Source organism: Verrucomicrobiota bacterium (genome assembly GCA_016200005.1).
Classification (GTDB): Bacteria; Verrucomicrobiota; Verrucomicrobiia; order Limisphaerales; family PALSA-1396; genus PALSA-1396.
Genome location: JACQFP010000061.1, coordinates 55,908 through 79,244 on the forward strand (window position 1 = coordinate 55,908; position 23,337 = coordinate 79,244).

The window sequence follows — 23,337 nt, forward strand, 5'->3', positions numbered from 1 at the left end:
CATGTATTTTCTCAAGCGCCTTGTCGTCCTCGCGCCGTTGTTGCTGGTCATCAGCTTTCTGGCGTTCGTGCTGGTTCGATTGTCGCCGGGCGGGCCGTTTGACCGCGAACGCAAGCCGGCGACGCCCGAAATCGAACGCAACCTCAAAGCGAAATATCATCTTGATGAGCCGGTCTGGAAGCAATACGGCCGCTTCCTCAGCGACCTGCTGCATGGCGACTTCGGTATGTCGCTCAAGTATCGCAATCACACCGTCAACGATATTATCGCGCAAGGTCTGCCCGTCTCGGTCGTCCTGGGAATGTTGGCGTTCGGCTTCGCGATGGGGGTCGGCCTGCCGGTCGGCTTCATCACGGCGGCGAAGCGCGGGCGCTGGGAAGATTACACCGGAAGTGTCCTGGCCGTGCTGATGGTGTGCATTCCGGGTTTTGTGGTGGCGCCACTGCTGATCATGTTCTTCGCGATCAAATGGCGGCTGTTGCCAGTCGCGTTGTGGGGCTCACCGTGGCAGGTCATCCTGCCGACGATTGCGCTCGGCCTGTATTTCTCCGGCAAAATTGCCCGGCTGCTCCGCGAAGGGATGTTGAACACCATGCAGGCGGAATTCATCACCACCGCGCGCGCCAAGGGCCTGAGCGAAAATTCCGTCCTGATCAAACACGTGTTTCGACTCGCGGTGTTGCCCGTGGTTTCTTACGCCGGCCCGTTGCTGGCGGATCTGTTGACCGGCTCGTTCGTGATTGAAAACATTTTTCAACTGCCGGGCATCGGCGTGTTCATCGTCAACGGTTCGTTGAACCGCGATTACACGATGGTGGTCGGCCTGGTGGTGCTTTACGCCGCGCTGCTGGTGGTGCTGAACCTCGCGGTGGACCTGGTCTATACGTTGCTCGATCCGAGGGTGAAGTATGAGTGAAGAACTCAAGAGTCGGGAGCCACGAGTCGAGCGTCCGGGCGCGCGGGCCTGGAGCCGATTCAAGCGCAACCGGCCGGCCGTTCTCAGTGCGTGGATTCTGATCGCCGTAATCGCGTTTGTCTTACTCTGGCCGTTGTTTTCGGTTTACCGACCCGACACGTTGTCCGACGCGCAATTCCAACCGCCGAGCGCTCAACATTGGTTCGGAACGGACGTGCATGGGCGCGACTTGCTGGTGCGAGTCTGTTACGGCGCACATATTTCGTTGCTGGTCGGCATCGTGGGCGCGGGTGTGAGCCTGATCATCGGCGTGTTCTGGGGCGCCATCGCGGGCTACATGGGCGGACGGGTCGATGGGGTGATGATGCGGCTGGTGGATGTGCTTTACTCGCTGCCGTCGATCATCTTTGTGATCGTGTTGATCACGACGCTCGAAGGGCTGTTCAGAGACTGGCTCGCAACGGTCGCGTCACCCGGGTTGGCGAAAGCGACGCGGCTGCTGTTCTTGTTCATCGGGCTGGGTGCGGTATCGTGGCTGACGATGGCGCGAATTGTTCGCGGGCAGGTGTTGTCGCTGCGCGCGCGCGCCTTTGTGGATGCCAGTCGCGTCCTGGGCGCGAGCCATGCGCGGATTTTATTGAAACACATTCTGCCGAATGTCTGGGGCGTGGTGATTGTCTATCTGACGCTGACGGTGCCGGCTATCATATTGTATGAATCGTTTCTGAGTTATCTCGGTCTGGGCATCCAACCGCCGATGGCCAGTTGGGGCTCGCTCATCGCGGAAGGTGCCGATCAAATGAACCCCATTCGGATTTACTGGTGGCTGATTACGTTTCCGGGTGGACTGCTGGTTTTGACTTTGCTGGCGTTGAATTTTTTGGGCGATGGATTGCGCGATGCTTGGGATGTGCGCGGCGGAAGCTGATTTTGATTTCCGCCACCGGCGGGAGAAGTCCCTTTTCGCAGTTCTTCGTTGACGCTCCGGGCTTCACCGTTAACATGCCGACCCTGACTTTTTAGTCGGGAAAAGAAAGAAAATACTTATGGCAATCAAAGTTGGTATCAATGGATTCGGGCGGATTGGCCGGTTGGTGTTTCGCGCGATCGCCGAACAGGGTTTGTTGGGCAAGGAAGTCCAGGTCGTCGCGGTCGGCGATATTGTGCCGGCGGACAACCTCGCTTATTTGCTGAAATACGATTCAACGCAGGGACGGTTCAACGGCACAGTCAGCTCGAAGAAATCATCTCCGGACAAAGCCGAGGACGATGTGCTCGTGGTAAACGGCGCGGACATTCATGTCGTCAGCGCCAAGGACCCATCCGGTTTGCCATGGAAGCAACTGGGTGTCGAAATCGTCATCGAATCAACCGGTCTTTTCACCGACGCCGAGAAAGCCAAGGGCCACCTGACGGCGGGCGCAAAGAAAGTGGTCATCTCCGCTCCGGGCAAGAACGAAGACATCACCATCGTGATGGGGGTGAACCACGAGAAGTATGACCCGGCGAAGCATCACATCATTTCCAACGCGTCCTGCACGACGAACTGTCTCGCGCCGCTGGTGCACGTGTTGTTGAAGGAAGGGTTCGGCATCGAAGAAGGTTTGATGACAACCATTCATTCTTACACGGCCACGCAGAAAACCGTGGACGGGCCGAGCAAGAAAGATTGGAAGGGCGGACGCACAGCCGCGATCAACATCATTCCTTCGACCACTGGCGCGGCGAGGGCGGTGGGACTGGTTTGTCCCGAAGTCAAAGGCAAACTGACTGGCATGGCTTTCCGCGTGCCGACGCCGACGGTGTCATGCGTGGACCTCACCGTCCGGACCGCGAAGGACACGAGTTATGCTGAGATTTCCGCCGCCATGAAGAAGGCCAGCGAAACCTATCTGAAGGGGATTCTGGAATACACTGACGAAGAAGTCGTCAGCACCGATTTCATTCACAGCAAATCCTCCTCGATTTTCGATCAGGGCTCGGGCATCGAGTTGAACAAGCGTTTCTTCAAACTCGTGAGTTGGTACGACAACGAGTGGGGTTACAGCAACCGCGTGGCCGACCTGCTGAAATACATGATCGCGAAAGGGCTTTGAGCCAGCAAGGAATTCGCCAGACAGCGACCCGGAAACAGCTGCCGTTTCTTAATTTGCCCCGGCAGGGTCATTAACGGAAAGGATGGTTCCTTTGGGCAACACGGAAAGATAATCGACGAGGATGTGTTTGGTTTCTTCCAAGGCAACGTCCACCTGCGGCGGTTTGTCCTCGTCGTCTTCGTCCAGATCACTTTCCGAATGCACGAACGTCTGACGCGGTATCAGGGTTCCCGAATTGGTTCTTGCGTTGGGCAGAATAGAGTAGTTATTAGGATTCAAATTATTCTTCCTAGCGATGGCGACGCTGTTGGTCTTGGCGACCGGCGCCGGGAGGCCGGGCAAATCAACCTGCTTCAACGTCAGTTCATAAAGTTTTTCTTTGCTCTCCTTGCGGGCCAGGCGCTCCTTGTCACGCGCCTTCTGGCGGGCTTCGGCTTCCTCCTGTTCCTTGAGCCGTTGTTTTTCATTCAGCGAAACGGTTTTATCGGCCAGCGCTTTCTTGACCTGCTCGATGTCTTCGCGCACATAGGCAAAATCTTTTTCCGCAGCCACGCGTTTGGCGGAGCGTTTTTCCAATTCAGCCAGATACGGCTGAACCCGGTTGACTGGCTCAAATTCAGTGCTGGGGACGGTGTCCCACGGCAACGGGTTTTCCAATGACGTTTCGCCGACTTCCAAGGAATCGTTGACCGAAGGCAGCACGATGTCCGGGATCACGCCTTTCAATTGAGTCGAGGAACCTTTCGGGCGGTAAAATTTCCGGATGGTGACTTTGAGCGCGCCCGGCAGCGAAGCGGAATCGCCAGCGGAGGCGATGAGAGGCGACCGCATGAAAGGGGCGAGTTGTTGCAGCGCCTGCACTGTTCCCTTGCCGTGAGTCGAGGCGTCGCCCACGAGCAGCGCGCGCCCATAATCCTGCAAAGCGCCCGCGACGATCTCGGAAGCGGAAGCGCTGAAGTGGCTGGTGAGCACGATGAGCGGCCCGTCATACAGCACGGAAGGGTCCTTGTCATCGTCCACGATCCGCTCGCCATTGGAGTCGCGCACCTGGACGACCGGGCCTTCCTTGATGAACAGCCCGGTGAGTTTGACGGCTTCTTCGAGCGAGCCGCCGCCATTGCGGCGCAAATCCAGAATGATGCCGCTGACTTTTTCGGTCTCCAACTTTTTGATCAGCCGCGCCACGTCCTCGGTGGTGCTTCGGGGTTCGGTTTTGTCCTGCTTTCCCGCCATGTCGAAGCTGGCGTAGAAAGAAGGCAGATCAATGATTCCCAGGCGCACGCTCGCGCCCTTGCCACTGGGATACTCGATGATTTTCGCTTTGGCCTCCTGATCCTCCAATTTGATTTCATCTCGGAACAAGCTCACCTGCACGCGCTTTGCGGGATCCGTCGCGTCGGCGGGAATGACGGTCAATCGCACCTCGGTGCCTTTCGTCCCGCGAATCATGCCCACCACTTTGGAAAGCGGCATGTCCACCACATCCACTGGAGTTTGATCGCCTTGTCCCACAGCGACGATGCGGTCCTTTTCCTTGAGTTTTTTGCTCTTGGCGGCCGGACCGGGCAGCAACCGCCGGATCGTACAATATCCGTCTTCAGACACCAGTTCAGCGCCAATGCCTACGAGCGCGAGGTTCATGCCGATGGAAAAATTCTCCAACGTCGATTTGCCAAGGTAATCGGAATGGGGATCGTAAACGTGCGCCAGCGAGGTCAGATAGACCTCCAGCACATTGTCGCGGTCCCAATCCTTGAACGTCTTCAAAATGCGCGCGTAACGGCGCGTGAGAATCTCGACGATTTCCTTGGCCATGTCGGTGGCTGGCTTTTCCTTGGCGGATTCGCCCTTCGTTGATTTCGGTTTTTCCTTGTTCAGTTTTTCCTGAAGCATTTCGTAACGCAGCCGGTCGTGCCAGAGTTGGCGGGCTTCGGTGATGTCTTTGGGATAGGGCAACTCATGACGATTGAGGGTGACGCGTTCGTTGCCGTTGAATTCCAGCTTCTCCGTTTTGAGCAGGGCATCCGCATAAGCGACGCGCTGTTCCAGGCGCTGAATGAAGCGGGCGGCGATATGGTAGGCAGGTGAAGTCTCGCCGCGCTTGGTCATATCATCCAGTTTGGTGCGGTACAGTTCAAATTCGGCCAGGTCGGACTGGAGGAAATGAATGTGCTGGGGGTCGAGTGAATTGAGGTAGCGGTCCAGGAACTTGCTGGAAACCGCATCATCAAACTTCTGCTGCAAATAGTGGTTGCGCTCCAGAATCTTCGCCGTCAACCGCGCCACCTCGCCCTGGCTCGGTCCCGGTATCAATTGGGTCGCGTCGGTGGTGGTCGCGGTCTTGTTGGTGGCAGTGGCGCGGGCAGCGGGATCAGCCGCGCAGAGCGGCAACGCCAGTTTGAAACAAATTAAAAAAATTAAAATTTTCACAGCAAATATTTTGTCGATACGATTTGACCGCTCAATTTAGCACACCTTCGACCCATTGCCGCCACCGTTGTTCAACCGTGAGGCCAATACCGTCTCTCTATGTCCCTGAGTCCTCATTCTCCATTTTTCAAGACGATTGGCAAAGTGAAAGTGCTGAACGGTTTCCAGCTTGCACCTTGAAGTCTTGAAGAAACTTTCCGAACCGGAAAGGCTTGCCGGCTAGAACCGGCTGTTATTCCTGCCGGCACCGTCGAGTGCGCTGAGCGCCAGCAGATACCACATGTTATGCACCAGCCAGGGTTCGCTGGTGCGGTACGAAGGAGCGCGATTGCCGCCACGGCTCAGGTCGAAGCCGGGACGGTCGGCCATGCCCAGTTCGCGCACGAAACCGTTGGGAATGGTGCCCGGCACGGCGCCGCGCTCGCGACCGGGAATCATGTTGTAACGATGATGATAGCGTGGCGGATTGACGGACCCCAGTCCTTCAAACATGCAAAGGTTGTAAGGATTCTTGCCCAGGATCCAATCGACCTGGTCGGTCGCGAACTGCCACGCGCGTTTGTCGTAAGTGAGTTGATAAATCAAAGCCGCCGCCCACGCGCGCTGCAGCAGTTGGAAGTTGTTGCCGAGGTCGGAGGGAAAGAAGTTGTCCGTCTTACCGACGGTTTGTTTGCTCAATCCAAACGCATTGTCCGCCGTGCTCACGCAGAACGTAACGTAATCCTTGAGCGCGCGTTTGATCCTGGGGACGAGCGGTTCGTTGGGATAATCCAGCGCGTACTGCGCCAGCGCACCGGCAGTCAACTCACCGAATCCTCCGAAGGCGCCCCGCGAAATTCCGTTCGTCGTTTGCGAGGCGAGCAGGCTATCGGCGCTGCGGCGGGCGTAATTCAGAAAAACTTCGTGTTGCGTCACCTGGTGCAGTTGCAAAGCGCTCAACAGCAGATGTGGGCTGCCAACCTGCGTGCCGGCCTTCGTCGCATGGTTCCAAAGCCGCACCGCATGGTCGAGATAGTCGCTCTTGACGCTGCGCTGCTTCAGCAGTTCAGCCAGCCGCGCCCAGCCGCCGATCGCGAGCGGTGAGTTGCCTTCGCCTGGCTGCACCACTGGATCGTCCGCCGTGCCGATGATGTTGTCCGTGTGCGCCTCTGGAATTGACCACTTGGTCCAGTTGCGGCCGGGACCCTGACTCACCGTGTTGCGCAAGGCGCCGCTTTCCGGGATTTGCATTTTGGCCACAAATTGCGCACCCCATTGCGCTTCTTCGAGCGCGTCGGGCATACCGTCGCCATTGCGGTCGAATTTCTTGAAATAATCCGGCGCGTCATCGTAAGCGGAGAGCAGCGCGTACAGCACACCGCCGTCGCCATTCTCATACATCAGTTTGTTGTAATCACCCGCGCTGTGCCAGCCGCCGGTCGCGTCGATGTGCTGGCCGTCCGGCAGCAAGGCGTCATCCAGATGACAGGCTTTGTGCCAGCCGGGCACGGCGAAGCCGCACCGTTGAACGAAGAAGAAATCAACGGCGCTCTTCGCCGTTTTCTCCAACAGTTCGTGGCGACCGACCGGAAACGAGAAGGATTGCCCGTCCGTGTTCCCGATCCGCGCCCGCACACGGTAACTGCCAGTCTGCTGCAACGGAGAAAAATCCGCCCGCCAGAAGTACCAGCCCCAGTCATCCGGCTGCCCACCGTAGATGCGACCGGCGGACGAAATGTCCTGCCGCCAGACGACCGTGCGATCGGGCGTCAATACCTGGACGGCAATGGTCGTCGCGCCCGTGGGAAAAAAGTTGGCCGCCACGACGGCGCTCTTCGGCCCGTCCTGTTCGTAACCCGCCTGGTTGACGAAGACGCGCACCAGCGGCCAGCGGGGGCGCAACCGCACGAGATCGAAATCATCAAACCACACCTTGCCACCGCGCGCCACGGCTACGAGTCGCACCGTCGCTGCGCGCGATGGCGGCAACAGCGGAATGAGCGAAATGCGTTGCCAGTCCTGGCCGTGGATCGGCGCGCTGGCATCCACGCGCACCACTTTCTGCAGGTCATCCAACCAGCAGGCGAGAATTTGTGCGCTGGCCGATGCTTCGCCGCGCGCCCAGCCGGACAACTCCAGCTTTTCGGTCCACGCCGCCAGACCGTAGTTGATGGAGGAAATGGCGTACCAGTCGCCGCTGGGGTTGAGTTGCACGCTGGTGGCATTGGTTTCGCCCCCAGCGAGCCTGCCTTCGTGTTTGATCTCCGCATCGAGGCGATGCGTGCCGGCGCGGCGGCCGGTCAGGAGCTTGTCGTCCTTTTCCTCGTTCCAAAATGAGATGCGACCCCGCGCGTCGCCTTCGGCCAGTTTGTTGCCGATGAAACTGGCCGCCACTGGCGCAAGGGCCGCGTCGTCGAGGTCGGCGCGACCCTGCACCCAAAAACCGACGCGCGCCGAGGTGGCGTTGCCCGCATTCCACTCCACAGCAGCGTAGCGCCAGTCAGCCGCGTGATGGACCGCCGGCGTTGCTTCGACACGGATGACTTTTCCGGCAGCGTCCAGCAACTCGACGTTCAGGCGAGCCTGGCCATCACGGCAGCGCAGCCAGCCGTCCAGGCGGTAATCCGTTTGCGATTGCAGGGGGATGTTTTGGCTCGCCCAGACGACATCGCCTTTGGTTGATCGCGCGGACAGGCAATGCTCCCCACTGTGTGCCTCGCCGGTAGTCCATTCGCCCGTGGCGTGAAGTTGCCAGCTTTCGGGCGCGACAGATCCGGATTCGAACGAGCCATTGGGCAGCAACGGTTCCGCCGTGAGCGATGCGATTTGAACAACCAACGCCAGGGGCAACATCGTGGACAAGGTTTTGAAGCGCATCATAAGATCAATTCTCCAGTTTGAGGTGAATGTAGTTTTTACTTCACCTCAAAATCCGGTTCACGTCCAGCCCTAGTTCTTGACTGAGCGCCCGCAAGCTCATGACGACGTCTTCGGGCAATTCGATGCCCTCGACCAGGGCTTTATCGCGGCGTTCCCATTCCATTTCGCCCGGCAGAAAGATGCGTTCCGCGCCCTGGGCCTTGGGCAAGTCGTGGATTTCGCGGATCATTTGATCCACGCGCTGCCGGAATTGGTCGCCCGGCATCAGAGTCTCGACGTGAATGGCGATGAACGCGGCGCCGTGATCGGTGTGAAGCGATGGATCGTCGAAAGACCAGCTCAAAACGTGACGCGTGAACGCTGCGCCCGTCAGCAGGCCGGAGAGGGTTTCGATGAACAACGCGAGGCCGTAACCTTTGTGGCCCGCCATTGGCGTCAGGGTGCTCGTTTTCGGATAACCGGCGGGATCGCTGGTGGGCAGCCCCTCGGCTTCCACGAGCCAGTGATCGGGAATCTTTTTTCCGAGAGCGGCGGCGGCAAAAACTTTTCCACCAGCAACGGTACTGGTGGCCATGTCGAGCAAGATGGGTTTCTCCTTGCCGGCAGGAACGGCAAAAGCGAACGGATTGCTGCCCATCACCGCGCCGCGCGCGCCCGGTGCTGTCACGCTGGGAACATCGTTGCACATCGCCACGCCGACCATTCCTTCCCTGGCCGCCATGCTCGCGTAATAACCGGCCGCGCCGAAATGGCAACTGTTCCTCACCCCGGCGTAGCCGATGCCGGTAGCTTTCGCTTTGGCCATCGCCGCGCGCATGGCCAGTGTGGAGGTAACCATGCCCAAGGCAGAATCGCCATTGACCAAGGCCCAGGCCGGGCCTTCCGCGACAACTTTTGGCACCGCGTTACTTCGGATGCCGCCGCCTTTGATCCGGCGAACGTAACCGCGCAGATTCTTGACGCCGTGCGTGAACGTGCCCCACGTGTCCGTGGTGACCAACACTTCCGCCGAGGTCCGCGCATCGGCTTCGCTGATGCCAACCTTCGTCAGCACTTCAACGACAAAACCCTCAAGCTCCGGCGCGAAGACTTTCATTGTGTCACGCCATTGACAATGTTGGGCAAGGGTTCAGCACGAATCGCGCAGAGCACGGTTTTGGCCACCGACTCGCGCATCGTCCGCACCGCCTTGGCGCTGACCGAAGCGGCGTGTGGCGTGATGATGACGTTGTTCATTTTCAAAAGCGGATTGTCGGGGTTGATCGGTTCGGGATCGATGACGTCCAGCGCCGCCGCGCGAACGTGGCCGCTCTGGAGTGCTCCGATGAGCGCACTGGTATCCACCAGCGTGCCGCGACTGACATTGACGAGCACCACGCCGGCTTTCATTTTTTTGAAGGTCTCGCCATTGATCATCTGGCGCGTTCCCGCCGTGCTCGGAACGTGGAGCGTGATCAGATCAGACGCACGCAACAAATCATCAAAGCGCGCGGGAACGAAACCCGCGCGCCCGATTTCACTGTCGGAAATGAACGGGTCATGAACGAGCAATTTGCAGTTGAAGGCGGCGAGCCGCCGGGCGACCGCGCGACCAATCCGGCCAAATCCCACGACGCCGACGGTTGAATCTTTCAAGGCCCACATCGCGTCGAAGGGCACGGGCAGCGACCATTGGCCGGTTTTGACGTGCGCCCAACTCGTCACCAGCGCGCGACTGGTCGCCAGAATCAGCGCCAGCGTGTGGTCGGCGACTTCGTCGATGCAATAATCCGGCACGTTGCAGACGGGGATACCGCGTTTGCGCGCTGCGTCCAGGTCGATGTTGTCCACGCCGATGCCATATCGCGCAATGACCCGCGCCGGTTTCATGGCTGCAATGACGGCGGCGTTGAGCGGCGCGAATTGCGTGATGATGTAATCGGCGTCGGCCAGCAGCGGAATGAGTTCGGCGGGCGTCTTGCATTGCGCCGCGATAAACTCACAGCCCGTTGGTTCGAGAATTGCTTTTTCCACGTCCAGCGACGGGAACGAATAATCAGTGACAACGACCTTGGGCATGTCAATTAGAAATTAAAAATGCAAAATTCTGACAGCCTACAGCTCGGAGAGTCTTTTTCATTTTGCATTGTCAGACGGCTTCATAGTCAACGGATCGCGCAGCGGCAGTTCGGTGAAGTGATCGCCGCCGAGGGATTTCAAACTGACGGGATGATCGGGATGGCCTTTGAGAATCTCCTCCTTCTGGCCGACGACGAGGATGACGGCATTCTCCGGCGTGAGGTATTTTTGGGCGACGCGTTGGACGTCGGCTTTGGTGATGGCTTCAAACCGCGCTCGGTATTTTTTCCAGAAGTCCGGGTCGCGCGCGTAGCGGCCGGTGAATTCCTCCTGTGCAAGAGTGTTGGCCACCTGCGACTTGGTGGCGAATGTGCGTGGGAAACGGTCGATGAACCCGCGTTTGGAGGTGTTCAACTCCGTGTCGGTGACTTCCTCGGCCGTCATCCGCTTGATTTCTTCCAAAACAATCGACGTGGCGTAGGCGACGGTGCGGGACTTGGATTGGAATCCGGCGGTGAAGGCCGATGGATAATAAATGCCACCGGGAAAACTCGAATAAGCGGAATAGGCCAGTCCCTCATCGGAGCGCACGCGGTTCATGATGCGGGAGGTGAAACCGCCGCCGCCAAGGATGTCGTTCATCAAGAGCACGGCGAAATAATCCGAATTGTCGCGGGTGATCCCCGGCAACATCACCCCAACGCGGCCCTGATTCACGTCCTTGTCCACGAGATAAACGCCGTGCGCAGCGAACGCGGTGTTGGTGGGGATCGACGGTGGGTTTTCTCCGGGGAATGGCCAGTTGCCGAACAACGTTTCCAGTTTGTTGATCATCGTGGCTCGATCAAAATCTCCGTTGACCGCGACGATGAAGTTGCCGGCCCGGCCCGTGGAGTCGCCGCCATTACTCCACCGGGGGACAAACCATTTTTTGTGAAAAGCTTCGAGATCGGCGCGCGTCAGTGATTCAACGGATGCGGCAGTGGAATACCGATTGGCCCAAAAGTTTTCGCCATAAGCAAGGAATTCACGTTCACGCCCTTCAATGGCCGACGAATCATCATTGCGCTCCTTCATCGACTGGAGCATCTGCTGTTTGCGCAGGGCGATCTTGTCGTCTTGAAACCGCGGCGCAGTCAAAACTTCGCGCAGAATGGCCATGCCTTCCTCGAGGTCCTTGGCGAGCAGGTTCAGGCTGACACTTCCCTGGGTTTCGCCAATGCCGGAACTCAGTTGCGCGGCGAGAAAAGCGAGGCGCTCTTCCAGTTCCTCGGCGGTCTTTGACTTGATGCCGCCGCGGGCAAGTAGATAACCGGTCAGGTCGGCCAGGCCTTCCTTGCCCGACGGCTCAAGATATTCACCGGCGCGGACGTAAACCACGATGTTGATCAGGGGCAATTCGCGGTCCGGCACGACGTAGGCGATCGGGCCGGCCTTGAGCGCCACTCGATATTCCGCCGGGTTGGGCGGTTCATAGACGAGCGGCGGGAACGAAAGTTTCTCCGGGCGGTCAGGAATGGCGGTTTGACCACGCGCGTCCGGCAACGCCAACGCGATGATGGCTGCGGCGATCAACAGCGGCTTAACAACAAGTGTGGCTTTCATTTCTTTTCCTGCGCCTTGGCTTTGCGCGTGTAGATGCCGACAGTCCGGTTCTCGGCCGTGAAATATTCGTTGGCCACGCGTTTGATGTCGGCGGCGGTGACGGCCTGGATTTTTGCGCCGGCCTCGTTGATTTCGCGCCAGTCTCCGTGCCCGTCGGTTTGAATGAGCTGCATCAGGATGGGGAAATTGGAGGAGAGACGGCGGTATTCGCCCGCAGCAAAATTATTTTTCACCTTTTGCAATTCATCCGCCGGAACTTCCTCGCGCTTGAGTTTATCCAATTCGGCGTAAATCCCTTGCTCGACTTCCTGCGGCGTGTGGCCGTCCTTGGCCTCGCCGCCGGCGTTGAAGAGGCCGGCCCATTTGCGGGATTCCTGATAGGCGTAGGTGTCCGTCGCCACCTGCGAACCGAGAACCAATCCCTTGTAAAGCCGGCCCGTGCGCGTGGAGAGAATCTGCCCCACAACCTGGAGCGCGTAGGAATCGCGATGGCCGAACGGCACCGTGTGCCAGTTGATGTCTGCCTGCGGATTGGTTTCGGCCTCGGCATTCATCCGCTTCTCGGCCACTTGTTTGACTTCGAGGGTGACGACATCCGGCGCTTCAATCTTGCCGCGCGGAATGCGGCCAAAATATTTCTCGGCCAGCAGTTCGGTTTTGGCAGGGTCAAAATCGCCGACCAGAATGACCGCGACATTCTGGGGCGCGTAATAAATGCCGTAAAAGTTGTCGGCCTGCGCTTTGGAAATCGCCGGAATGTCCGACGGCCAGCCGACCACCGGCCAGTGGTAGGGACTGGATTCCCAGAACATCGATTCAAATTCCTCCGCGAATTTTCCCAGCGGTGTGGATTCCGTTCTCATGCGGCGCTCCTCAAAAACTACATCGCGCTCGGCGTAGAACTCCCGGAACACGGGATGGAACAATCGCTCGGACTCCATCCACATCCAGAGTTCGAGCTTGTTGGCCGGCACAGTGATGAAATAGCCGGTCATGTCTTGCGAGGTGAACGCGTTCATGTGGTCGCCGCCGTTGCGCGTGTAGATTTTGTCGAACTCATTCTTCACCATGATTTCGCGCTGCTGGGCGATCAGCGCGTTGAACTGTTTTTCCAGTTCCTGCCAGCGTGGCGTCTTGTTCTCCGGCTTGAGCAGGTCGTCGATTTTCCCCTGCCGATACTCCGCACGCATCTTCGCCTCTTCGGCGCGCATCAAATCACGAATCCGCTCCTGTTCGGCGATGATCTCCAGGTCTTTCTGATAATTCTTCGTGCCGATGGTCGGTGTGCCTTTGAACATCATGTGCTCGAAGAGGTGGGCGATGCCGGTGATGCCAGGCCGCTCGCTGGAACTGCCGACGTGCGCCACCCAGCCGCCGGCAACGGACGGCTCATCGTGCCGCTCGACCATCAGAATGCGCATCCCATTGGAGAGCGTTTTTTCCACAACCGGAACTTTCTGGCCCATTGCGGTGACGACCGATAAACCGAGGAGCAACCCCGGCGCGGCGAGGCGTGCCAGTTCGCGGCGAAATCTCGACTGAGAAGTCCTCCCGACAAAGCGAACAGCGGATTGTTTCATCACGCGCCATAGGACACCATCAGAAGCAGCGTCCGTCAATGGTCAATCGGCGGCTAGACTGAGTTCTTCAGCCCCGCCCTTTACAGCGGGATGAATTTAGCTTGGCGGACGGCCCGGTCTCGCCTAATGTCGTTCAGTGAAGCTACCGGCGTGATAAGTTGCAACCCGACGCCCGCTCCCGGTCATTCGTCCGCACTGCCGAAGTTGAAAAGTGAAAGTTCATCCTGAGTTGGTTGCGATCTGAAAAACAAGTGGTCTAGGTATGGGACTTCGAACTCGGTTGATATTGCTCGTCTTGTTGCCAGTGCTACCTGCTTTGGTCCTGGCCTTTTATACCAATCGGGAACAACGGCGCTTTGGCGCCTATCGCGTCGAGCGCGACGCGATGCGGGTGGTGCAATCGGTCGCGTCGGGGGAACTGAGCCTGATTCAAGCCACCCGCCAACACCTGGCGGCGCTGGCCCGATTACCCCAGGCGCGCGGCACCAACCTCAGTTCGTTCGATCCCTTTTTCGCCTATTTCAAATCCGTCTATACCGATTACGACGACTTCGGTCTGATCGAAACGAATGGCGTTCTGGTCGGAAGTTCCTTCGGTCATCAGGGTCAGACCAATCTCGCCGACCGGGCGCATTTCCAGCGCGTCATGGAGACGCGCGACTTCGTCATCGGAAATTATCAGGCCGGGGACGATATTCGGAAACCGAGTCTTTTGTTTGGGCATCCGGTCTTTGATGAGAAAGGGCACGTCGTGCGGGTGCTTTTTGCGGCGCTGAAACTTTCTGTGTTAAACAATGCGCCCGCCAAGGCACAACTGCCCGCCGGCGGCGTCATCGCGATTCTTGACCGGAGCGGTCACATCCTGGCGCGTAATCCGGAGCCGGAGAAATGGATTGGCAAATCATTTCCTGAATCCAACATCATGGCGATGTTGACCACCAAGTTGGAGGGAACGGTGGAAATCATGGGTCGGGACAAGGTGTCCAAGTTGCACGCCTTCACGTCCCTCCGGGACGGGCAAAATGCCAATCTATTTGTCAGCGTGGGAATTCCCACCACGGTCGCGTACGCGGAGATCAACCAGATTCTGATCCGCAACCTGATCATTCTGGGGTTGCTGGCGGTGTTCGTGTTGAGCAGCGCCTGGGGCTACGCCAACTCATACATACTGCATCCTGTCAGAGCGCTGGCCAACACCGCCCGGAAAGTGGCCGCCGGCGACTTGAACGCCCGCACCGGTGTCATTCGTGGATCCGGCGAGTTGAACCAGTTGGCCCAGACCTTTGATGAAATGACCGGGAGTTTGCAGCAACAACGGATCACGACCGAGAGTTCGGCCAAGGCACTGCTCGAAAGCGAGCAGCGCGTGCGCCTGGTTCTCGACACCGCGATGGACGCCGTGATTACAATTGATGACCAGGGCATGGTCACGAGTTGGAATCAGGAGGCGGAGAAGATCTTTGGTTGGGACCGTCAGGAAATCATCGGGCAACGACTGGCCACCACCATCATTCCGCCGCGGTACCGCGAAGCGCATGAGCGCGGTCTCAAACATTACCTGCTGACACAGGAAGGTCCCGTGTTGAACACGCGGATTGAAATCACGGCCCTGCGGCGGAACGGACGCGAATTCCCTGTGGAACTAGCCATCACCCCCATCCGGCTGGGAGACAAGGTCATGTTCAGCGCATTTTTGCGGGACATCACCGATCGCAAACGGGTGGAGGAGACGCGCGCGCAACTGGCCGCCATCATTGAATCCTCAGACGACGCGATCCTTAGCGAAAGCCTTGATGGCATCATCACCAGTTGGAACAGGGGAGCGGAAAAAACGTTTGGCTACCCGGCACAGGCGGTGCTCGGCCAGTCGGCGCAGAGGCTTCTGCCACCCGGACGCGTGAACGAAGAAGCAAGAATTTTGGCCCGCATTGCCCAGGGAGAAAGCATCGAACATTTTGAAACCGAACGGGTGAGGCAAGATGGGAAACAAATCCATGTCTCGGTGTCGATTTCTCCGATCAAGAACGACCGCGGCCAGATCGTTGGCGTTTCCAAGATTGCGCGTGACATCACCGAGCGCAAACAGGCCGAAGACGAAATCCGCAGATTGAACGCGACCCTGGAGCAGCGGGTGGCGGAGCGCACCGCGCTGCTCGAAGCGGCCAACAAGGAGCTGGAGGCGTTTTCTTATTCCGTGTCACACGATTTGCGCGCGCCGCTGCGGCACGTCATCGCTTTTGGGGAGTTGCTGCGGCGGGATGCCGCCTCCACATTGAGTGAAGCGGGCCGGCAACATCTCCAGTTCGTCTCTGATGCGGCCAAGCAAATGGGCAGGTTGATCGACGATTTGCTGGTCTTTTCCCGGATGGGACGCGCCGAGTTGGAGCGGACCACTGTCAAAATGGATGAATTGGTCGCCGAAGTGGTGACCGAAATGTCCCACGATACGCAGGGCAGGAACATCCAGTGGGAGATCGCCAAGCTGCCCGAAGTGTGCGTTGACCGCGCGATGCTCAAACAGGTCTGGGTCAACCTGCTGGCCAATGCGGTGAAATACACGCGTCCGCGCAAACGCGCCGAAATCCAGATTCAATGCCGCCGCAACAGCCAGCAGGAGCTGGAATTCTCGGTGCACGATAATGGCGTGGGTTTCGACATGAAGTTTGTCGGCAGGCTGTTCGGCGTATTCCAACGTTTGCACACCCAGGACGAGTTTGAGGGGACGGGCATCGGCCTGGCCAACGTGCAGCGCATCATCCGCCGTCATGGTGGAAGAACCTGGGCGGAAGGCGAGGTTGACAAGCGGGCGAGCTTCTATTTTACTCTGCCCGGCGCTAAAAAGGATAGCGTATGAATCAACTGAGACCCATTCTGCTGGTGGAGGACGATCTTAACGACATCGAACTCACGCTGGCGGCCTTGAAACAGCATAACCTGGCCAATGAAGTTGTCGTGACGCGGCACGGCGGGGAAGCGTTGGATTACCTCTACCGGCGCGCCAGCTTCAAGGACCGTTCCGCCGACCAGCCCATCGTGGTGTTCTTGGATCTGAAAATGCCGAAGGTCAACGGCTTGGAGGTGCTGGGCCAGATGAAAAGCGACCCGTTGCTCAAAGTCATCCCCGTCGTGATGCTGACGTCCTCACGGGAGGAAGCGGATCTGGTCAAAAGCTATCGGCTGGGCGTCAACGCCTTTGTCGTCAAACCCGTCGGTTTCCAGCAGTTCAGCGATGCCATCAAACAGTTGGGCATGTTTTGGGCTGTGCTCAACGAGCCGCCGCCGTCCGGTGCCTCCGCCAACAACAGTTAGATCAATCAGTATGGCGCACGAACCTACTTCCCAACGCGAAGCATCGCCCGGCCGGCGACGCTTGCGGATTCTTCACCTTGAAGATGATGCGGAAGACGCCGAGTTGGTTGAAGCCCAACTTCAGCGACATGGTATCGCTTGCCGCGTTACACGCGTGGCCACGCGCGCCGCTTTCCAGGCCGCGTTGGACCAGGCGGCGGTGGATTTGATTCTGTCCGACTCCAACCTGCCGTCCTTCGATGGCGCTTCCGCCTTGAAAATGGCCGCCGCAAAGTGTCCCGGCACGCCTTTCATATTCGTCTCCGGTGATACATCGGATGCCGCCGCCCGAGAGGCGCTGGCCTGGGGTGCGGATGATTATGTGCCGAAGGGCGATCTTTCCCGGCTGATTGCAATCGTGCAACGGGCGTTCGGTGAACCCGATTCGGAAAAGTAGTCAAGGCGTCGATCCATTTGTGCTCATTTGATGCTCGCGCCCGCCAGTCGCGTTGTTATGCTGCAGAAAATCTCAACCCATTCAACCACTATGCGCTTGCCCAATCATTCATTCGTTCCGCTGGCCGTTTGCGTTGGCGGATTGCTGGCGGGTCTGACCCTCAACGCCCAGACACCATTGACGGGCGGTTCGTCCGCCGGTATGAACGCCGCGCTGACCAAATTCTTCGGCAGCAACACCAACTTCACCGCCAGATCCGACGTGCGCATTCTGGATGACGAGAAAAAGGAAACCATGAGCTTGACGATGAACGTCGCCATGCTCGATGGCAAAATGCGCTCCGATGTGGACATGACCAAATTGAAAAGTGCGGAGCTGCCGCCGGAGGCCATCGCCAACCTGAAGCAAATGGGCATGGACCACGTTGTCAGCATCATGCGGCCCGACAAAAAAGCGATGTATCTCATTTATCCCGGCCTCCAAGCCTACGTCAACCTGCCCCTGCCCAAAGCGGAAGCGGAAGCGCTGGACAAGGAACCCAAAATGGAAAAGACCGAACTGGGCAAGGAAACCATCGACGGCCATCCCTGCACAAAATCCAAAGTAGTCGTGACGGATGACAAGGGCGAAAAACATGAAGCCACGGTCTGGAATGCCGCGGACTTGAAGGATTTCCCGGTTCAAATTCAAGTTCAGGAAAAGGATACGTTCATCATGATGCGTTATCAGCAGCTTCAATTCATCAAACCCGACGCCCAACAATTCGACCCGCCCACCGGCTACACTCAATATTCCGACAACCTGAAATTGATGCAGAAAGCGATGGAAAAATCATCGGGCAATCCCGGCGGCAATAAATAGAGCGGTCACCAAAATAATCTTCCGAATGGAAATGTGCAAACCCCTCACCCGGCCTTCGGCCACCCTCTCTCCATCGGATGGGGAGCGCGAGGGGGTGAGGTGCCATCGGGAATTTATCTCTAGGCAAATTGCATGGTTCACGCCGCATCAAGATGATTTTAGTCTGTTTCCGCCGGTCGTTTGGTGATTTACTCAGTTCATGCGGATTCTAAACCTCAACCCGGCCACTGACATCGGCGCCAGCGCGTGGTTCGTCGAAATCGAAGGCCATCGGCTTTTGATGGACGCCGGCACGCACCCCAAACGCGAAGGCCGCGAGAGTCTGCCGCTCTACAACCTGATCAAGAAGGAAGACCTCGACGCCATTGCGCTCTCGCATTGCCACCACGATCACGTCGGCTCGTTGCCGGTCGCCTTGCGTTATTTTCCCAAGGCCCACGTGCTGATGACGGAGTTGAGCTACTTCATCATCGAACGGGTCCTGCACAACTCCGTCAACGTCATGACCCGCCAACGCGACGAATTGGGCATCAAGGAATACCCGCTCTACACGCACGATGAGGTGGACGACATCGCCGCGCGCTTTCAAGGGTTCAAATACAACCGTGAAGTCGATTGGGCGGCCTTTCACAAGACCCGCGCCGGCTTTTCCTCGCCCACGCTGGAATTTTTCGACGCCGGCCACGCGCTCGGCTCCGCCGGCATCATGGTGCGCGGCCAGAAACAAACGCTCTTCTACACCGGCGACGTTTCGTTCCGCGACCAGACCATCCTGAAAGGCGCGCGTTTCGAAGACGTGAAAGCCGACGTGCTCATCATGGAAACCACCCGTGGCAATCGCCCGGTGCCGGCGAACTTCACCCGCGAATCCGAAATCGACCGGCTCACCGCCGCGCTCGACCGCGTGCTCAAAAGAAAAGGTTGCGTCCTCATTCCCACCTTTGCGCTGGGACGCACCCAGGAGATTCTCGCCCTGCTCGCGGTGCTGACGCGCGCCGGCAAGTTGAGGCATCAACCTATCTACATCGGCGGGCTGGGCCGCGTGTTCACAGAAATCTACGACCTCGAAGCCCATCGCACGCATCGCAGCCACAGCAATCTGCAGTTGCACGAGGCGTTGAACCTGATGGTGCTGGAACAAGGCCAGGCGCTGAAAATGAAACTCACCGGCGGCCGGCTCTTTGTCATCACCGCCGGCATGATGAGCGAACACACCGCCGCCCACGATCTGGCCACGCGCATGATCGGCGACGAACGACAAGCCATCTTCTTTGTCGGTTATGCCGACCCCGACACGCCCGGTGGCCGGCTCAAAAGAGCTAGACCGGGAGAGACCTTTATCTTCAGCGGCAGCGCCGGTGAAGTGACCCGACGCTGCGAGGTGCAGGATTTCGATCTGACGGCACACGCCAATCGTGACGAATTGCTCGATTTCGTCGGCGAGGTTTCGCCGCACACGGTTCTACTCGGCCACGGCGGAGACGACTCGCGTCAATGGTTTGAAGCACAAATCCACGCCCGCTATCCCAAAATCAAAGTCGTCCAGCCGGCGCCGGGGAAGAGCGTGGAAGTGTGAAAAACCGATGTTCCATAAACTGCGCGCAAGGATGCCCGCGGAACGGCAGGCTGGAAACCCTCCCCACACGGCCTTGCTACGACGGGCGTTTGCGGATAGTCTCTGAGGCGAGATCTTATGACAAAGAAACGACACAACGGCTCGCCTGCGCTGGTGAGTTTGACCGGAGAAATCCGCGCGGCGGATTTGGATCATGCCACTTTTATTCTGCGCCTCTCTGACGGGACGCGCGTGCGCGGAACATTTTCGCCCGTCCAAGAGGCGGTGATCACCGGGGCGTTGCGCGAGCACGCCAGCCGCCGATTGCATCTACGCGGGCGCGGCGAGTTTCAGCGCGGCGGCAAGCTCAAGCGAATCGTCTCTGTGAAACATCTGGACGTGAGGCCGGCTCGGGCAAAGCGCCCGACGAAGGAGTCGAAACCTTTTTGGAAATGGATTGTTGAATTGGGCGAGTCCATTCCAAAGGAAGATTGGGACAAAGTGCCGACCGACCTGGGTAAGAATCTCGATCACTATCTTTACGGTGCGCCGAAGGTCAAAGAATGAAACGTATCTTCGCGGATGCTGGATATTGGATCGCACTGGTTCATCCGCGTGATCCGCTTCATACGAAAGCGCAGGAAGAATCGGCTTCCGTCGGCGACGCGCAAGTGGTCACGAGCCAGATGGTGCTCGTGGAAGTCTTGAGCGCTTTCGCAGGACAGGGCGCTCAGGTTCGTCAGACAGCCGGCAAACTTGCTCAGGAGTTGCACTCCAGTCCTTCCGTCGCCGTTGTCCAACAATCCAGTGCGCAATTCCATCAAGCCCTTGCTTTGTACCGGCGTCGTGACGATAAGGGCTGGAGTCTGACGGATTGCGCATCATTTCTCATCATGCAGAAGCAGAAGATTACGGATGCTTTGACGGAAGACCGACACTTCGAACAAGCGGGGTTCAAAGCGCTCTTACGGGCCAGGTGATGAGCGAGGCAAATAACAAACACCACGCGACGCAGCAATCGGCCAACAGCAAGGAAGGCAAGGACGCGCAAGTGGTTTGGAGCACAGATTCACGCCCGCTATCCCAAAATCAAAGTCGTCCAGCCTGCGCCAGGGAAAAGTGTGGAGGTATGAGGGCTTGGCTGAACCCCACACGACTTTTTGCGGGTTGGCAGTAACCCGAGTTGATCCACTAACGCAGATTTGCTAGTTGCGTGGAAATTTCCCCGCCACCACCGACACGAAATCTGCCAGATCCAGCGCCAGGCTGCGAATGTCTTGAACCTGGATGTCTTCGTCCTTCATGAACGCTCCGGTCATCCGCGCGCCGGCGGAAACGCCGCTGCGACGGGCTTCAAATGTGAAGTGGGGTTTAGTTCCGTCGGTCATCCTGCCCTGGACGCGGAGGACCGGTTGGCCGCCGCCATAAAGCCCAACAAAGTAACGCGCGGCACCACCACCCTTGGTGAACTCCGTTATGGTATTCTCCATTTTGAGCGTCTTCGCCCCTGGCTTGAGCGCGGATTCATCGGTCACCACGTCGGCAAAGATTTTTCGTGACCTGATGAGAGTGGCCAGTTCCTCCACCAGCTTCGCTTTGGCCAGCTCATGCACTTTCACCTCCTCTTCGTTCTTCGCGTCGAATTTCGCTGTCGAAAGCGTCGGTGCAATGTAGAGCGTATCGTAGCCATTGAAGTCGAAACCTTCGGCGACCCAGCATTTTTCCATGTGCGGATTCCGGTAACTCGTGCCGCCATCCGGTGCTGGCGAAGCGCGACCGATCTCCACGATCCTGCCGTCGTCCGCCCTGGCTTTGGTGGACGTGGCACCGCCTGTTGAGCTGTCGCCGGTGGAAGCGCAACCGGCTGCAAGCAGAGCCAGACAGGCAGTTGCTACTGAGGCGAGAATGATGGAGTAGGGTTTCATAATTGGGTTGGTGGAATTGATTGTTTGTGTGAACGCAGTCTGCTTCACACACCGCCATGCGGCCAGCGAAAAATGAGGCTTGGTTCCCTACCGGCCAATGATCACCACTCGCGCAAGCGATAAAACAATTGAGGCTGATTCGCAGCCGTATCGTGGAAATTGGAATCAGGAATGATCGGGCTGCATGGAAGATACGCACCATTCACATTCGCCGCCCGTTCGAGTTGGAACACGCGGCCTTTGCCTTCCCATTGCACCGTGAGGTTGCCTGTTTGAGGATCCTGATCGATGCCCAGCAAACGCGGCGCCGGAGCGGGCGGCGTGACATCGGTCACGACAAAAAGCGCGTCGAGACCAAAATCAGCGGCGTCCTCCAGCGGCCCAAACGCAGAGATCAGCTCCAGGTTGCCGAAGACGCGATAGCCCTGGTCGCTAAGCAAATCGCCGGGCAAAATCGGGCCAAGGTAAGCGTCCTGAAAACCATCCTCGGTCGAGAACCAAATCTCGCCGCTTGGCCACACATAAAGCGCGTCCAGTCCGCAATCCTGATTCGTCTGAGCCGGATGAAAACGGGAAAGCAGTTGTTGATGCGTCCGGTAAATTTCACCTTGATCGCTGAGGATGTCGCCGCGATACAGCTTTGTCCCATTCGTGCCGGAAACAACGCTGGTGGTGATGGAGAAAAGGATTTTGCCGTCGTCCATCATTTGCACGGCATCCAGTCCAACATCGGCATTGCTGGGGGACAGACCAAACGAAGACATCAACTGCTGGTTGCGTTTCACAATTCGTCCGCGATTGGAAAGCAGATCGCCGTGGTGCAACGGGCCAAGCGTTTCGCTGAACACATCCTGGTTGATCGAGAAAAGAATTTCTCCGCCGGCGGCGAGATCCACCGCATCGAGAACCACATCGGGCGCGACGGGCATGATGCCGAGGTATTGCGTCAGATCGTAGTTGCGTTTCACTATTCTTCCGGCGGACGAAATCAAATCACCGCCGCTGATGTGGTTGGTTGGACTCGACCATTTCCCCGCCGTGAAACCGCTGGCAGTCGAGAACCAGATTTCGCGCAACGGTGCCGCCACCAAATTCATTTCAAAGACCTGAGTGAACGTACCGTTGGTTTGCGTGAGGGTGACGTTCATCATCGGCCACGGACGGTCGATGGCCTGGAAACCGTTGGTGAAGTAGCACAGTTTGTTGGTGTAATCGTTGTCGATCTGGACTTGCAGTGTCATCTCTTGTTGGACCGCCACCTCACCGCCGATTTTATAGAAGCCGCAACCCGTCACGGTGTATTGCCAGCCGGAGTTCCCAGCCTTGAACGAAATGTCCCGCACTTCGTAGGTGCTGAACAAGGGATTTTGATCCACCAAAGCGAGGCTGAAAGTTCCGCGCATCGGCAGGAGAATTGTGGGCCGGCCGCACACCGGACAATCATCCACCAGATAACTTCCTTCCACCAATGTGTAAGCCCAGACCGCACTGTTCGTTGGCGTCGCCGCATGACCCCGCAAACTCGCGGCGCCCAGGACCAAGAGCAGAGCGAAAAACAGATTCTTCCGAAAGTTCATGGTGCAACCCCAAGGCAATTTGAAACACGTCGCCTCAAAACTCAAACGTGGATTTTTGATTTTTTGGGACGGGCAAATTCGCCGAAACCGATTAAAACACGGCCTGCAAGTTACTTTATCCTCGATTTGC

Annotated in this window: 18 protein-coding genes; 10 read left to right on the forward strand and 8 right to left on the reverse strand. The window is 58.0% G+C overall.

From position 1 onward, the window contains the following. Position 1: 1 nt before the first annotated feature. The 3 genes from HY298_20490 (at position 2) to gap (ending at position 3,012) form a co-directional block, all read left to right on the forward strand. On the forward strand, positions 2-916 hold the full coding sequence (locus HY298_20490; protein MBI3852643.1) for an ABC transporter permease: 915 nt from the start codon (positions 2-4) through the stop codon (positions 914-916). Further along, positions 909-1,844, forward strand: a complete 936-nt coding sequence (locus HY298_20495) for an ABC transporter permease (GenBank protein ID MBI3852644.1) — start codon at positions 909-911, stop codon at positions 1,842-1,844. Before HY298_20490 ends, HY298_20495 begins: the two co-directional genes overlap by 8 nt. 118 nt (positions 1,845-1,962) lie before the next feature. Beyond that, a complete protein-coding gene (gap, locus tag HY298_20500; GenBank protein ID MBI3852645.1) occupies positions 1,963-3,012 on the forward strand; it encodes a type I glyceraldehyde-3-phosphate dehydrogenase in 1,050 nt (349 codons plus the stop codon). A gap of 48 nt (positions 3,013-3,060) precedes the next feature. Here gap and HY298_20505 read toward each other — a convergent pair whose 3' ends face one another. From HY298_20505 to HY298_20530, 6 genes are all read right to left on the reverse strand, one after another. Further along, complete coding sequence (locus HY298_20505) at positions 3,061-5,442, reverse strand: carboxy terminal-processing peptidase (GenBank protein MBI3852646.1); 2,382 nt, start codon at positions 5,440-5,442, stop codon at positions 3,061-3,063. A gap of 219 nt (positions 5,443-5,661) precedes the next feature. Continuing rightward, positions 5,662-8,301 (reverse strand): glycoside hydrolase family 9 protein, encoded by a 2,640-nt coding sequence (locus HY298_20510; protein MBI3852647.1) that lies wholly within the window; start codon positions 8,299-8,301, stop codon positions 5,662-5,664. Positions 8,302-8,341: 40 nt separating this feature from the next. Further along, a complete protein-coding gene (locus HY298_20515) occupies positions 8,342-9,397 on the reverse strand; it encodes an Ldh family oxidoreductase (protein ID MBI3852648.1) in 1,056 nt (351 codons plus the stop codon). Continuing rightward, the gene (locus HY298_20520) at positions 9,394-10,359 is read right to left on the reverse strand and encodes a C-terminal binding protein (protein ID MBI3852649.1); all 966 of its coding nucleotides are present in this window, start codon (positions 10,357-10,359) and stop codon (positions 9,394-9,396) included. The genes HY298_20515 and HY298_20520 overlap by 4 nt, the downstream gene beginning before the upstream one ends. A 57-nt stretch (positions 10,360-10,416) precedes the next feature. Next, complete coding sequence (locus tag HY298_20525) at positions 10,417-11,964, reverse strand: insulinase family protein (protein MBI3852650.1); 1,548 nt, start codon at positions 11,962-11,964, stop codon at positions 10,417-10,419. Next, complete coding sequence (locus tag HY298_20530; protein MBI3852651.1) at positions 11,961-13,544, reverse strand: insulinase family protein; 1,584 nt, start codon at positions 13,542-13,544, stop codon at positions 11,961-11,963. The genes HY298_20525 and HY298_20530 overlap by 4 nt, the downstream gene beginning before the upstream one ends. A 262-nt stretch (positions 13,545-13,806) precedes the next feature. On the opposite strand from HY298_20530, the gene HY298_20535 reads away from it, so the two are divergent. From HY298_20535 to HY298_20565, 7 genes are all read left to right on the forward strand, one after another. Then, entirely contained in the window at positions 13,807-16,398 is a 2,592-nt protein-coding gene (locus HY298_20535; protein MBI3852652.1) for a PAS domain S-box protein, read from the forward strand. Beyond that, complete coding sequence (locus HY298_20540; GenBank protein ID MBI3852653.1) at positions 16,395-16,853, forward strand: response regulator; 459 nt, start codon at positions 16,395-16,397, stop codon at positions 16,851-16,853. The genes HY298_20535 and HY298_20540 overlap by 4 nt, the downstream gene beginning before the upstream one ends. A 10-nt stretch (positions 16,854-16,863) precedes the next feature. Continuing rightward, on the forward strand, positions 16,864-17,289 hold the full coding sequence (locus HY298_20545; GenBank protein ID MBI3852654.1) for a response regulator: 426 nt from the start codon (positions 16,864-16,866) through the stop codon (positions 17,287-17,289). A gap of 90 nt (positions 17,290-17,379) precedes the next feature. Next, positions 17,380-18,150 (forward strand): DUF4412 domain-containing protein, encoded by a 771-nt coding sequence (locus HY298_20550; protein MBI3852655.1) that lies wholly within the window; start codon positions 17,380-17,382, stop codon positions 18,148-18,150. Positions 18,151-18,349: 199 nt separating this feature from the next. Beyond that, positions 18,350-19,726 (forward strand): MBL fold metallo-hydrolase, encoded by a 1,377-nt coding sequence (locus HY298_20555; protein MBI3852656.1) that lies wholly within the window; start codon positions 18,350-18,352, stop codon positions 19,724-19,726. Between the two features lie 117 nt (positions 19,727-19,843). After that, complete coding sequence (locus tag HY298_20560; protein ID MBI3852657.1) at positions 19,844-20,272, forward strand: hypothetical protein; 429 nt, start codon at positions 19,844-19,846, stop codon at positions 20,270-20,272. Beyond that, a complete protein-coding gene (locus HY298_20565; GenBank protein MBI3852658.1) occupies positions 20,269-20,685 on the forward strand; it encodes a type II toxin-antitoxin system VapC family toxin in 417 nt (138 codons plus the stop codon). The genes HY298_20560 and HY298_20565 overlap by 4 nt, the downstream gene beginning before the upstream one ends. 225 nt (positions 20,686-20,910) lie before the next feature. Here HY298_20565 and HY298_20570 read toward each other — a convergent pair whose 3' ends face one another. Continuing rightward, entirely contained in the window at positions 20,911-21,630 is a 720-nt protein-coding gene (locus tag HY298_20570) for a DUF4410 domain-containing protein (protein MBI3852659.1), read from the reverse strand. 101 nt (positions 21,631-21,731) lie between these two features. Next, positions 21,732-23,207, reverse strand: coding sequence for a hypothetical protein (locus HY298_20575; GenBank protein MBI3852660.1), 1,476 nt, complete (start codon positions 23,205-23,207; stop codon positions 21,732-21,734). Between the last annotated feature and the right edge of the window lie 130 nt (positions 23,208-23,337).